Below are 12,750 nucleotides of genomic sequence, written 5' to 3' on the forward strand. Positions count from 1 at the left end.
GCTGCGCGTCCGATTGGACGCGTAGCGCTCCAGCTTCTTTTGTTTGCGCATCGTGCTTGCCGAAGATCGACTTCGATTTTCGGGCCGATGCGCGGGCTTGCCCAGAGTTGTCCATGGCTTTCAATGGCGAATGCGCGCCTGCAAGGCAAGCGCCCGCGCGATAATGTCAGGCGCGGACGGCCTGGGCCGACTTGCCAAGGGCTGCGAAGACGGCGCGCACGATGCCGGCGGAATCGAGCCCGGCGTCGACATGCATCTTGTCGGGGCTGGCATGGTCGACGAAGCTGTCCGGCATGGTCAGTGGCCGCACCTTGAGGCCGTTGTCGAGCAGGCCGTTGCGGGCGAGGAAGTCGAGCACCTGGCTGGTGAAACCGCCGACAGAACCTTCCTCGACCATGACGAGCACTTCGTGCGAGCGCGCCAGGCGACGGATCAGGTCCTCGTCCAGCGGCTTGGCGAAACGGGCGTCGGCGACCGTCGTCGACAGGCCGGCAGCACCAAGTTCCTCGGCGGCGAGCAGGCAGTCCTTGAGGCGAGTGCCGAATGACAGCAGCGCCACCTTGGTGCCCTCGCGCACGATCCGGCCCTTGCCGATCTCCAGCGCCTGGCCACGCTCGGGCATGTCGACACCGACGCCGTTGCCGCGGGGATAGCGGAAGGAGATCGGACCGTCGTCATATTCGACGGCGGTGCGCACCATATGACGCAGTTCCGCCTCGTCGGCCGCCGCCATGACGACGAAACCGGGCAGCGAGGCAAGATAGGCAGTGTCGAAGGCGCCGCAATGGGTGGCGCCGTCCGCGCCGACGAAGCCGGCGCGGTCGATGGGAAAACGCACCGGCAGGTTCTGGATGGCGACGTCGTGCACGACCTGGTCATAGGCGCGCTGCAGGAAGGTCGAGTAGATCGCGACGAACGGCTTGTAGCCTTCGGTCGCGAGGCCCGCGGCAAAGGTCACCGCATGCTGTTCTGCAATGCCGACGTCGAAGCTGCGCGACGGAAACGCTTCGCCGAACAGATCGAGGCCGGTGCCCGACGGCATGGCGGCGGTGACGGCAACGATCTTGTCGTCGTCGCGCGCTTCTTGCATCAGGCTTTCGGCGAACACCTTGGTGTAGGCAGGCGCGTTGGCAGGCGCCTTGGCCTGGGCGCCGGTGATGACGTCGAACTTGTTGACGCCGTGATATTTGTCGGCAGCCGCTTCGGCCGGGGCATAACCCTTGCCCTTCTGGGTCACGACATGGATCAGCACCGGGCCGGTGCCGTTATCGCGCACGTTCTTCAGCACCGGCACGAGATGCTCGAGATTGTGGCCGTCGATCGGGCCGATATGGAAGAAGCCCATCTCCTCGAACAGCGTCCCGCCGGTGACGAAACCGCGCGCATGCTCGACGGCGCGGGTGATGGCGCGGTCGACGCGGCGGCCGAGATAGGAGGTCAGCTTCTTGCCGAGCTCGCGCACGCCGGCATAGGTGCGGCCCGAGGCAAGGCGCGCCAGATAGGCGCTCATCGCACCGGCCGGCGGAGCGATCGACATGTCGTTGTCATTGAGGATGACGATCAGGCGGGCATCGAGCGCACCAGCATTGTTCATCGCCTCATAGGCCATGCCGGCCGACATGGCACCGTCGCCGATGACGGCGATGACATTGTTCTTGCCGCCGTCGAGGTCGCGTGCCACCGCCATGCCGAGGCCGGCGGAAATGGAGGTCGAGGAGTGCGCGGCGCCAAACGGGTCGTACTCGCTTTCCGAGCGCTTGGTGAAACCGGAGAGCCCGCCTTCCTGGCGCAGCGTGCGCATGCGGTCGCGGCGGCCGGTCAGGATCTTGTGCGGATAGGCCTGGTGGCCGACATCCCAGATGATGCGGTCGTCGGGCGTGTCGAAGACATAATGCAGCGCCACCGTCAGTTCGACGACGCCAAGGCCGGCGCCGAGATGCCCGCCGGTCTGCGACACCACGTCGATAAGCTCGGCGCGCAGTTCGCTTGCCAACTGCGGCAGCTGGGCCTCGTCGAGCGTGCGCAGGTCGGAGGGCACGCGGACCTTGTCCAGCAGGGGCGTTTCAGGTTTCGCGTTCATCAATCCGCACTAACTCGGTTAACCACCCGGCAGATACGACCGCATGCTTGGAAAGTAAATGCGTGGCGGTGACGCGGGCCGGCCTCACGCCTGCCCGTCAGCTCTCGGGCAACGGGATGAACTCCTCCTCGTCACCGGGAACGATATCGAAGCGGCCGGTCTTCCATTCGTTCTTCGCCTCTTCGATGCGCTCCTTCGACGACGAGACGAAATTCCACCAGATGTAGCGCTTGGAGCCGAGCGAGGCGCCGCCGAACAGCATGAAATGCGCACCCGTCTCCGAACCCACGACGATCTCGTCGCCGGGCCTGAACACCAAAAGCCGCTCGATCGGGAAACGATCGCCAAGGATGTCGATCTCGCCGCCCAGCGTGTAGATGGCACGCTCCTCGGCGTCGGCCGGAATCTTGATCCTGGCACCGGGCGCCAGCCTGATGTCGGCATAGAGCGTGTCGGAGGCCTGGCGTACCGGCGACGTCAGGCCCTTGAACGCGCCGATCACCAGCCGCCCGCTGACCCCGTCGGCCTCGAACGTCGGCAGCTCGGCCGCAGCCGTGTTCTCGAACAGCGGCGCGACCTCTTCCTTGCCGTCGGGCAGCGCCAGCCACGTCTGCAGCCCGGACACCGACATCGGCGCGCCGCGCAGCTCTTCCGGCGTGCGCTCGGAATGGACGATGCCGCGGCCCGCCGTCATCAGGTTTACGTCGCCGGGCGCAATGACCATCTCGGTGCCGAGCGAATCCCGGTGGCGGATCTTGCCGTCGAACAGATAGGTGACGGTCGCAAGCCCGATATGGGGGTGTGGACGCACATCCAGCGCATGCCCTGCCCTGAGGATTGCCGGGCCCATGCGGTCGAAGAAGATGAACGGCCCGACCAGGCGACGCTTTGCCGTCGGCAATGCCCGGCGCACCTGGAAGCCGTCGATGTCCTTGGCGTTGGGGATGACCATCAGTTCGAGCTGGTCGCAGGAAAAGGCATCGCCCGGCGTCGGGTCTTCGGCAGGAAAGAAGCTCATGGTCGCCTCCTAGAGTGATTGCAGCACGGCGGTCACAAGAGCTGGCACTCAGGCAAATCGCAGCGCCGAACGGGCCTTGGCCTTGGCGGCCTCTTCGTCGCGGTTGCGCGGATGCTGGTGCGTTTCCATCGCATGCAGCATCTCGTGCGCTGCCTCGGCGATGGTGTCGACGGCGCGGTTGAAGGCCTCTTCGTTCTTCTTTGAAGGTTTGGTCGTTCCGCTCAGCTTGCGCACGAACTGCAAGGCTGCGTCACGGATCTCGTCATGCGTCGCCGGCGGGTCGAAATTGAACAATGTCTTGATGTTGCGGCACATCGCCTGCTCCCGGGTTTTCACCAACGGTGTGGGTTGTCCATAACTGGGCGCAACGTGCCGCGAGGTCAAGCCGTTCGGTCGGCCGCGACCGCCGTCAGCGAAGGGGCATCCTCCGAACGAGGGGCGTCATCCCAGGATGAGCGCCGCGGCGCCGACGAGCAGCGCGCCATAGGTGCCAATCATGCCGGGCGCGCTCAACGGCGTCCGCGCGGTCAATATGCCTGCAAGGTGGAGGCTACGGCCGATGATCAGCAGTCCGGCGATCGTCCACAGCATCGCCGCCGGCGCCTGGCGGTATTCGGCAAGGGCGAGCAGGATCAGGGCGAGCGGCACATATTCGATGAAATTGCCCTGGGCGCGGATGCGCCGCATCAGGACGACATCCTCGCTGTGGCCGATCTTCACGCCGACTGTCTTGCGGCGCAGGCTGACCCGGATGCTGAGAACGACAAGGGCCACGGCGGCGAGTGCTGAAGTCATCGACGTTATCGGCAACATGACAGGTCCTCCCCGACGAGCATTACCGCAGCTAATCACTTCTCACTTGCATTTTGCAAGTTAAAAATCCAAAGTGCCGCCATGACCCAGTTTCGCTCCGGCTGCCCCATCGCGTCAGCGCTCGACATCATCGGCGACAAGTGGTCGCTGGTGATCGTCAGGGCGATGGTGATGGGGGCGACCAGCTATTCGGACCTGTTGTCCACGCCGGAGAAAATCTCGACCAACATCCTGGCCGAAAGGCTGCGCCGGCTGGAAGATGCCGGTCTCATCAGGCAATCCTTACCGCGCCAGGGCTCCATCCGGGGCGCCTATGCATTGACTGCCAGAGGGGCTGCACTCATTCCCGTGGTGCAGGAGCTGGCCCGCTGGGGCGAAAGCCAGCTGCCGGACCGCTGGACACCGCCGGATCGCTTCTACGCGGCCCGGCCCGGCGATTTCGACGTCCGCGACGGCGATGCCGCCGCGGACTGAACTGGACGGCTCTACTCGCCGTCGAGCGGCTCCGTGCCGACCGGCTTGCCGTCGCGCGACAGGCGGATCTTCTCGACCTTGTCCTCGGCGGCCTTCAGCAAGCGGTCGCAATGCGCCTTCAGCGCCTCGCCGCGCTCGTAGATCTTGATCGACTGGTCGAGCGGCACGTCGCCGCGTTCGAGGTCGTCGACGATCTTTTCCAATGCCGCGAGCGCCTGCTCGAAGCTCATCGCCTTGATTTCGTCATTGGGCTCGACGGCCATGGATCATCCTTTCATGAGGCGCGAAACGTGGGCGGCCACTGAGAAGGCCAGCCCATGCAGGTCGTAGCCGCCCTCGAGCAGGCTGACCAGACGGTTCGATGAATGGCGCGCGGCACTGTCCATCAATTGCCCGGTCGCCCAGTCGAAATCGGCTTCGGTGAGGTTGATCTCGGCCAGCGGGTCGCGATGGTGCGCGTCGAAACCGGCCGAGATGATGATCAGGTCGGGCGCGAATCGGGTGAGCGCCGGCAGAACGCGCGAGCGGAATGCCTCGCGGAAATGATCACTGCCGGTGTCTGGGGCGAGCGGCGCGTTGACGATGTTGCCGACACCCGTCTCGCTTTTTGCGCCCGTGCCTGGAAACAGCGGCATCTGGTGTGTCGAGCAGTAGAGCACGCTGGGGTCGTCCCAGAAGATGTCCTGGGTGCCGTTGCCGTGATGGACGTCCCAATCGACGATCGCCACGCGCTCCGCACCATGGTCGCGCTGGGCATGGCGCGCCGCAATCGCCGCATTGTTGAACAGGCAAAAGCCCATCGCGGTCGCCTTCTCGGCATGGTGGCCGGGCGGCCGCGAGGCGACGAAGACGTTGGCTGCCCTGCCGGAAAAGACGTCGTCGACAGCGGCATTGGCCGCGCCGATGGCAGTCAGTGCCGCCTGCCAGCTTTTCGGGCTGAGCGTGGTGTCGCCATCGATTCTGGCAAATCCCTCCACCGGCACCTGCCGGCGGACGCTTTCGACAAAATTCTCGGGGTGGGCGTAGGCAATCGTGCGCTCGTCGCCCGTCGGCGCCTCGACACGATCGAGCATCTCGAACGCCTCGTCGTCGAGCGCGCGCTCGATGGCGCGCAGCCTGTCGGGCCGCTCGGGATGCCCCGGCGTCGTCAGGTGTTCGAGGTAGATCGGGTGCGTGTAGAGCCGCGTGGTCATCGCCGCACCTTATCAGCAATGGCCGGCCAGACCACGCATAGCTGTCAAAGCCTTGGGGAAAACAGCGGCCGCTGACTGATGAGCCCCACGGCCGGATCGGCAAGAGGAGCCGAAGATCGCGGCACCGGCATGTCCAGTTGCTGCCGAAAAGTTCAGTTGGCGGGCTTGCCCGATACCAGCAGGCCCTCCATCAGCGCGCGAAACGCTTTCACAGCCTTGATCGACGTCGCGCCGGGATCGTCGGAATTGGCGATCCACTGGGCGGCATACAATGAAGCGCCGCTGATCAGCCGCGCCATCGCTTCCGGATCGATGTCGCGGACAAGGCCCTCCGCCTTCAGCGCGACGAGGTTCGCCGTGATCGCCGAAATACAGGCATTGGCGTTGGGCCATTGCGCCGGATCGCCGAGCACCGCCGGCCCGTCGCGCAGGACGATGCGCTGGATTTCCGGCTCGAGCGCCATTTCGACATAAGCGATGTTCTCGTCGAGGAAGCCTTGCCAGCGCGTCTTGGCCCTGGCCGAGATCTCATTGAGGCGTACGCACATTTCCTGGTCGATCTGGGCGAGCACGGCCTCGAACAACCCTTTCTTGTCGCCGAAGTGGTGATACAGCGCGCCGCGCGTCAGCCCGGCCTCGGCAGTGAAATCGTCCATCGATGCATTCGCATAGCCCGTCGTCGCAAAAGCCCGGCGCGCGGCTGCGATCAGCTTGGCGCGCGTTTCGGCAATCATTTCGCTTCGGGGTTTGTGTGCCGCCTTCATCGCCTCTTCCTTGTCGCGCCGCCATCCACATACGTCGCGTATATTTTTCTCGACATGACATCCATGGTAATTGACATACGTCGCGTATGCAATTATCTCATTGACATACGCCACGTATGTAAGTGGCGCACCCTCGAAATTCCAGGAGTGCTCCGATGCACAATCCTTACGCTGAGATATTCAGAGTTCCCGGGACCAAAGGCTTCGCGGCGGCGGCATTCATCGCCCGTCTGCCGATCGCCATGGCCCCTATCGGCATCGTCGCAATGCTGTCGCAGACACGCGGCGAATACTGGCTGGCCGGTGCGGTCTCGGCCACCTTCGCGCTGACCAATGCTTTCGCCGCACCACAGATTTCGCGCCGGATCGACAGGCTCGGCCAGACATCGGTGGCTCTGCCCACCACCATCATCTCCATCCTCGCCTTTGCCGTCCTGCTCATTGCCACCCGCTATGACTGGCCGGTCTGGACCCTGTTCGTCTCGGCCTTCATCGCCGCCGCCATGCCGAGCATGTCGGCCATGGTGCGGGCCCGCTGGACCGAGATCTTCCGCGACCGCCCCGAACTCAATACCGCCTTCGCCTTTGAATCCGTCGCCGACGAAATGGTCTACATCACCGGTGCCTCGCTTTCGGTTGGCCTGAGCGTCGCCTTGTTCCCGGAAGCCGGCATGCTGGTCAGCACGCTGTTCCTCGCCGTCGGCATGGCAGCTTTCCTGATGCAGCGGTCGAGCGAGCCCAGGGTCAAAGCGCCTGAACTTGCAAGTGTCGGTTCGGCCATCGCGCTGCGCCCGGTCCAGATCATCACGCTTGCGCTCATCTTCGTCGGTGCGATCTTCGCCACCGCCGAGGTCAGCGCCGTGGCGATCACCAAGGAACTCGGCCAGCCCACCGCAGCAAGCCTCGTCATCGGCGTCTATGCCGCCGGTTCGCTCATTGTCGGCCTGATCGTCGGCGCGCTCAATCTCAAGGCCCCGAAGCAGCGCCTGCTTGCCATGTCGATCGCGGTCGTGGCGCTGACCACGCTGCCATTGCTTGTCGCCGACACGGTGCCGCTGCTGGCACTTGCCATCTTCGTCAGCGGTGTCGCCATCTCGCCCACCTTCATCATGGCCTTCGGCCTGATCGAGCGGCGGGTGCCGGAAGCCATGCTGACCGAAGGCATCACCTGGGTGATGACCGGCATCGGCATCGGCATGGCGCTGGGTGCCTTCGTGGCGGGCTGGGTGGTCGACAATTTCGGCGCCCAGAACGGCTTCTGGGTGTCGGTGGCCGCGGGCACGATCTCCCTACTCGTCGTCCTTCTCGGTCAGAAAGCACTCGCCGGCGCGGGCGAAGTCGAATTGCCGCAAGCCGTACCACAAGCAGCCGAATGAGGCAGCACAGCCCCAGTCAAGCCTCTCCCATCTGTGCCAACGAGCCGCCTCTTCAGGCGGCTCGACTGTATATGAAATTTCAGATATCTGCCCTCCCGGTGATCCAAATGCGCAATCCCTACAACGAAATCTTCAAAGCGCCCGGCGCCAAGGCGTTCTCCGCCACAGGCTTCATCGCCCGGCTGCCGCTGTCGATGATCACGCTCGGCATCGTCACGATGCTCTCGGAAACCCATGGCGAATATTGGCTCGCCGGTGCGGTGGCCGCGACATTTGCATTTTCCAACGCGCTGATCGCACCGCAGGTGTCGCGCCTCGTCGATCGCTACGGCCAGCGCCGCATCCTGATCCCCGGCACCATCGTCGCCGTCGCGGCGCTCTCAAGCCTGATGCTCGCGACCCACTATCGCGCGCCGAGCTGGACGCTGTTCCTGTTTGCCGTGCTTGCCGGCACCATGCCGAGCATGAGCGCTTTCGTGCGCGCGCGCTGGACACATATCTACCGTGGCTCGCAGAAGCTGCACACCGCCTTTGCCTTCGAGTCGGTCGTCGACGAGGTCATCTTCATGACTGGCCCGATCGTTGCCATCGGCCTCAGCGTCGGCCTGTTTCCGGAAGCCGGTCCGCTTGTCGCCACGACGCTGCTTGCGCTGGGCAATTTCCTCTTTGCGGCCCAGACGTCGACGGAACCGCCGGTCCACGCCCAGGATAAATCAGGCGGCAAGTCGGTCATCCGGCTCGGCTCGCTGCAGATCCTGGTGCTGACGCTGATCGCCATCGGCGCCATTTTCGGCACCGCCGAAGTGACCGCCGTCGCCTTTGCCGAAGCCCAGGGCGACAAGGCCTCCGCCGGTTTTGCGCTGTCGGCCTATGCCGCCGGCTCGCTTGTCGCCGGCCTCGCCTTCGGCGCGCTGAAGCTCAAGCTTGCCTTGCCGCGCCAGTTGCTGCTGGCGATCGCACTGGCCGCCCTCACCACCTTGCCGCTGATGATGGTCGCCAGCATCCCGACACTGGCCGTGGTGCTGTTCGTCGCCGGCGTCGCCGTCTCGCCGACCATCATCATCTCGATGGCGCTGGTGGAAAAGATCGTTCCGTCGTCCAAGCTCACCGAAGGCATGACCTGGGCAATCACCGGCATCGGCATCGGCATGGCCGCAGGGTCCTCGGCATCGGGCTGGTTCATCGACAATCTCGGCCCGACCAGCGGCTTCTTCGTCTCGATGCTCGCCGGCTTCATCGCCCTTGCCGTCACCCTTGTCGGCCAAGCCAGCTTCCGGCGTTCGACGTCGCGCCTCGTCCCGGCTCCGGCCGAATAGACGGTTCACGGCACGGCACGCACCAGCGGACCGTGCCTTTTGCCTTCAGACGTTCTTTGCCGACCCGTCCCAGCGCGACGCTTCGCCTGAGCCAAAAGCCTTTTCCTTGAGCTCGCGGAACTTCGACGACGCCTCTTCCAGCTTCCGGTCCCATTCCGGATTGGGCACCTGGCCTTCGATGACCTTGAAATAGACCTGCATCAGCGATGCCACGGCAAAGGGTTCGATCAGCGCCGATTTGAACGCCCAGGCAAAGACGATCGCCAGCACGAATGCCCAGCCGCCCATTTCGCCCGGCATGAAGTAGAGAATGGCGCCTGCGGGTGCCAGCATGAACAGGAAGATGAACAGCGACACGACCCAGACGACGAGCGACAGCCAGACCGCGTTCTTGATCATGGTCGAGCCGTTCTGGGCATAGAGCACCACGCCCTGCCGCGCGCTCTGCCAGGGCGAGTTGCTGCCGATGCGGATGTTGTAGCCGAGGATGATCTCGTCGACATAGGTCAGCGACATGCGGACGATGGTGTTGAGAAACCGCACGAGCCCGTCGAGGCCGGGGATCGGCAGGAAAGCGGCGATGCCGCCGATCAGCCCGGTGATGGTGCGGATCACGCCCTTCACCAGCTGGTCGAGCACAAACAGCACGCTGGCTTCGGTGAAGCGTTCGGTGACGACCTCGCGGGCATAGGAAATCTGGTTCTGGCCGCCGGGAATCTCGCGCCCGTCGATCAGATGGACCATCACGGCGATATGCCCGGCCTTGACGATGTAGAGGATGTATTCGCGGATCCAGTAGACCGCGACCGACACCACGCCGAAGCCGGCGATGCCACCCCAGACGGCGAATGAAACCGGCCCTTCAGGGTCGGTTGCGATGTGGCCGACGCCGTAGCCGACGCCGGCGCCCGCTCCCATTGCCACGATATAGGCGAGCGTGATGCCGAAATAGACGACCATGCGCAGCACGATGAACGGCCAGGTGCGTGCCATGATCGCCAGGCTCTGGCCGATGCTGAAATCCCACATACCCGACTCTCCCCTAAGAGGTGGACAGGAGGATGCGCCGCATCAGGCGGATGTCAATCACCATGAGGGATGAGCCAATCCGCGCCCGGCTAGGGGCATTTTACCCCGCAGGCGTGCCGAAATCAGCGGATTTCGGTCTTGGCGATGCGGATGCCGAAACCTTCGAGGCCGACATAGTGGCGTTCGCGCGAGGCGACCAGGTTGATCGACGAGATGCCGAGATCCTTGAGGATCTGCGCGCCGAGGCCGATCTGGCGCCATTCATCCTCGCGCCGGCGCGCCTCTTCGTGGTCCTCGCGCTCCGCCGACGGGCGGTTGCGGCCGAGATTGGAGACGCCGACCGAGCCCTCGCGCAGATAGACGATGACACCGCGCTTGCACTCGCCGAAGGTCTTCATGATGTCGGCAAGCTTGTTGCTGGTACCGAACACGTCGGTGACGACGTCCTCGGTGTGCAGGCGCACCGGCACTTCTTCGCCGTCGCGGATGTCGCCGAAGACGATGGCGAGATGATGCATCGAATCCCACGGCAACGTGTAGGTGATGGCCTTGGCCTTGCCGGCCGGAGTGTCAATTTCGAAGGCGTTGACCCGTTCGATCAGCGTCTCCTGGCGCTGGCGATAGGCGATCAGGTCGGCGACGGACACCTGCTGCAGCCCGTTCTTTTCGGCAAAGGACGCGACCTGCGGGCCGCGCATGACCGTGCCGTCGTCATTGACCAGTTCCGAAATCACGCCGACCGGCGGCAGACCGGCAAGCTTGCACAGGTCGACCGCGGCTTCGGTATGGCCCGAACGCATCAGCACACCGCCTTCGCGCGCGATCAGCGGGAAGATGTGCCCCGGGCGGACGAAGTCGCCGCCGCCGGCGTTGGGATTGGCCAGGTTGCGCACGGTCAGCGTGCGGTCGTCGGCCGAAATGCCCGTCGTGGTGCCATGCTTGAAGTCGACGCTGACGGTGAAGGCGGTGGTGTGGGCAGAATCGTTGTCGGCCACCATCGGCGCAAGGTTGAGGCGCCGGGCGTCTTCCTTGAGCATCGGCGTGCAGACGATGCCGGAGGTGTGGCGCACGATGAAGGCCATCTTTTCCGCCGTGCAGTGGACGGCGGCAACGATCAGGTCGCCTTCGTTCTCGCGCCCGTCATCGTCCATGACGACCACGATCTCGCCGCGCTCGAAGGCGCGCAGCGCTTCGACAACTTTCTTCTGGTCGTATGGCATGGCGTGGTCACTCGGTGCGTGTGGTTGGTGTGGAGCAGATTAGGTCATTCGGGCGGCAAGGCAGTAGGGTTTTTTGCAGCTTGGGAGAATTGCCCAGCTGCCCCGTTTCCCCCTGCCCCTAGATTCTGCCGGTCTGGCCGCGGTGGCGCAGATAATGGTCGGCGATGGCGCAGGCGACCATGGCCTCGCCGATCGGCACGGCGCGGATGCCGACGCACGGGTCGTGGCGGCCCTTGGTCATGACGTCGACGTCCTTGCCGTCCTTGTCGATCGATTTGCGCGGCGTCAGAATCGAGGATGTCGGCTTGACGGCGAAACGCGCGATCACGTCCTGTCCGGTCGAAATGCCGCCCAGTATGCCGCCGGCATTGTTGGACAGGAACAGCGGTGTGCCGTCATTGCCCATGCGCATCTCGTCGGCATTCTCTTCGCCTGTTATGCGCGCGGCCTCGAAGCCGTTGCCGATCTCGACGCCCTTGACGGCGTTGATCGACATCAGATTGGAGGCGATGTCCTGGTCGAGCTTGGCATAGATCGGCGCGCCAAGGCCGGCCGGCACACCCTCTGCGACGATCTCGATGACCGCACCGACCGACGATCCGGCCTTGCGGATGCCGTCGAGATAGTCGGCGAAGACCTGGACCGAGGCGGGGTCCGGCGTAAAGAACGGGTTTTCGGCGCTGCCGATGAAATCCCAGTTCCAGTTGGCGCGATCGATCGACCTGGTGCCCATCGACACCAGCGCGCCGCGCACCACCAGCCCGGGCACGATCTTGCGGGCGATCGCGCCGGCAGCGACGCGCGCCGCCGTCTCGCGCGCCGAGGAACGGCCACCGCCGCGATGATCGCGCAGGCCATATTTGACGTCATAGGCGTAGTCGGCATGGCCGGGTCGATACTGCCGCGCGATCTCGCCATAATCCTTGGAGCGCTGGTCGACATTCTCGATCAGCATCGAGATCGGCGTGCCGGTCGAGATCAGGGTCTCGCCGTCGTCGTCCGTGACGACGCCCGACAGCACCTTGACCTCGTCGGGCTCGCGGCGCTGGGTGACGAAGCGCGACTGGCCGGGCTTGCGCTTGTCGAGCTCGTCCTGGATGTCCTTCAGCGTGAAGCGGATGCCGGGCGGGCAGCCGTCGACGACACAGCCAAGCGCCGGCCCATGGCTCTCACCCCAGGTGGTGACGCGAAACAGATGGCCGAAGGTGTTGTGCGACATGCAAGCGGGCCTTTCCGGATATGGCCGCGTTCTAACGCATGCCCCTGAAAAGTAAAATTGCTTTTCGGCCTCAAACCCTCCGATGGCAGGCATCTTTTGTGTATCGGCATGGGCCCGAAGCGGTCAATTGGCTGCATTAACGGTGGTCAAACCGTGATCGCAGCAGTTTTAGTTTTGACACATTCGGTTGGTTTCTGCTTCCTTCCAACCGCTCGTTAACATTTTGCCTCGCCTTGCGGGGCGCAGAA

Annotated in this window: 13 protein-coding genes; 3 read left to right on the forward strand and 10 right to left on the reverse strand. The window is 64.4% G+C overall.

Annotated elements, in window-relative coordinates:
- Positions 1 to 166: 166 nt before the first annotated feature.
- The 4 genes from dxs to H5P29_RS25115 form a co-directional block, all read right to left on the reverse strand.
- On the reverse strand, positions 167 to 2,080 hold the full coding sequence (gene dxs, locus H5P29_RS25100; RefSeq protein WP_067964591.1) for a 1-deoxy-D-xylulose-5-phosphate synthase: 1,914 nt from the start codon (positions 2,078 to 2,080) through the stop codon (positions 167 to 169).
- Positions 2,081 to 2,177: 97 nt separating this feature from the next.
- Complete coding sequence (locus H5P29_RS25105; RefSeq protein WP_067964594.1) at positions 2,178 to 3,098, reverse strand: pirin family protein; 921 nt, start codon at positions 3,096 to 3,098, stop codon at positions 2,178 to 2,180.
- Positions 3,099 to 3,146: 48 nt separating this feature from the next.
- Positions 3,147 to 3,413 (reverse strand): DUF2277 domain-containing protein, encoded by a 267-nt coding sequence (locus H5P29_RS25110; protein ID WP_154386776.1) that lies wholly within the window; start codon positions 3,411 to 3,413, stop codon positions 3,147 to 3,149.
- Positions 3,414 to 3,539: 126 nt separating this feature from the next.
- On the reverse strand, positions 3,540 to 3,911 hold the full coding sequence (locus tag H5P29_RS25115; RefSeq protein WP_154386777.1) for an MAPEG family protein: 372 nt from the start codon (positions 3,909 to 3,911) through the stop codon (positions 3,540 to 3,542).
- Positions 3,912 to 3,992: 81 nt separating this feature from the next.
- Between H5P29_RS25115 and H5P29_RS25120 the strand changes: the two genes are divergently transcribed.
- Positions 3,993 to 4,385, forward strand: a complete 393-nt coding sequence (locus tag H5P29_RS25120; RefSeq protein ID WP_067964600.1) for a helix-turn-helix domain-containing protein — start codon at positions 3,993 to 3,995, stop codon at positions 4,383 to 4,385.
- An 11-nt stretch (positions 4,386 to 4,396) separates the two neighbouring features.
- Here the strand turns inward: H5P29_RS25120 and H5P29_RS25125 are convergent, their stop codons facing one another.
- The 3 genes from H5P29_RS25125 to H5P29_RS25135 form a co-directional block, all read right to left on the reverse strand.
- Complete coding sequence (locus H5P29_RS25125; protein ID WP_067964602.1) at positions 4,397 to 4,648, reverse strand: exodeoxyribonuclease VII small subunit; 252 nt, start codon at positions 4,646 to 4,648, stop codon at positions 4,397 to 4,399.
- 3 nt (positions 4,649 to 4,651) lie between these two features.
- Complete coding sequence (locus tag H5P29_RS25130) at positions 4,652 to 5,578, reverse strand: histone deacetylase family protein (protein WP_154386778.1); 927 nt, start codon at positions 5,576 to 5,578, stop codon at positions 4,652 to 4,654.
- A gap of 152 nt (positions 5,579 to 5,730) precedes the next feature.
- Positions 5,731 to 6,342 carry a TetR/AcrR family transcriptional regulator gene (locus tag H5P29_RS25135; protein WP_246670873.1) on the reverse strand — a complete coding sequence of 204 codons (612 nt, stop codon included), beginning with the start codon at positions 6,340 to 6,342 and terminating at the stop codon, positions 5,731 to 5,733.
- Positions 6,343 to 6,497: 155 nt separating this feature from the next.
- Between H5P29_RS25135 and H5P29_RS25140 the strand changes: the two genes are divergently transcribed.
- Positions 6,498 to 7,718, forward strand: coding sequence for an MFS transporter (locus H5P29_RS25140; protein ID WP_154386779.1), 1,221 nt, complete (start codon positions 6,498 to 6,500; stop codon positions 7,716 to 7,718).
- Between the two features lie 107 nt (positions 7,719 to 7,825).
- A complete protein-coding gene (locus tag H5P29_RS25145) occupies positions 7,826 to 9,034 on the forward strand; it encodes an MFS transporter (RefSeq protein WP_083948651.1) in 1,209 nt (402 codons plus the stop codon).
- 45 nt (positions 9,035 to 9,079) lie between these two features.
- Here the strand turns inward: H5P29_RS25145 and H5P29_RS25150 are convergent, their stop codons facing one another.
- The 3 genes from H5P29_RS25150 to aroC all read right to left on the reverse strand — a co-directional run bounded on the left by H5P29_RS25150 (position 9,080) and on the right by aroC (position 12,502).
- Positions 9,080 to 10,063: a hypothetical protein gene (locus H5P29_RS25150; RefSeq protein WP_154386780.1), complete on the reverse strand. Its 984-nt coding sequence runs from the start codon at positions 10,061 to 10,063 to the stop codon at positions 9,080 to 9,082.
- A 122-nt stretch (positions 10,064 to 10,185) separates the two neighbouring features.
- Positions 10,186 to 11,283, reverse strand: a complete 1,098-nt coding sequence (gene ribB / locus H5P29_RS25155) for a 3,4-dihydroxy-2-butanone-4-phosphate synthase (protein ID WP_067964613.1) — start codon at positions 11,281 to 11,283, stop codon at positions 10,186 to 10,188.
- Positions 11,284 to 11,401: 118 nt separating this feature from the next.
- On the reverse strand, positions 11,402 to 12,502 hold the full coding sequence (gene aroC, locus H5P29_RS25160) for a chorismate synthase (RefSeq protein WP_067964616.1): 1,101 nt from the start codon (positions 12,500 to 12,502) through the stop codon (positions 11,402 to 11,404).
- Positions 12,503 to 12,750: the final 248 nt, after the last annotated feature.

Source organism: Aminobacter sp. MDW-2, from assembly GCF_014250155.1.
GTDB lineage: Bacteria > Pseudomonadota > Alphaproteobacteria > Rhizobiales > Rhizobiaceae > Aminobacter > Aminobacter ciceronei.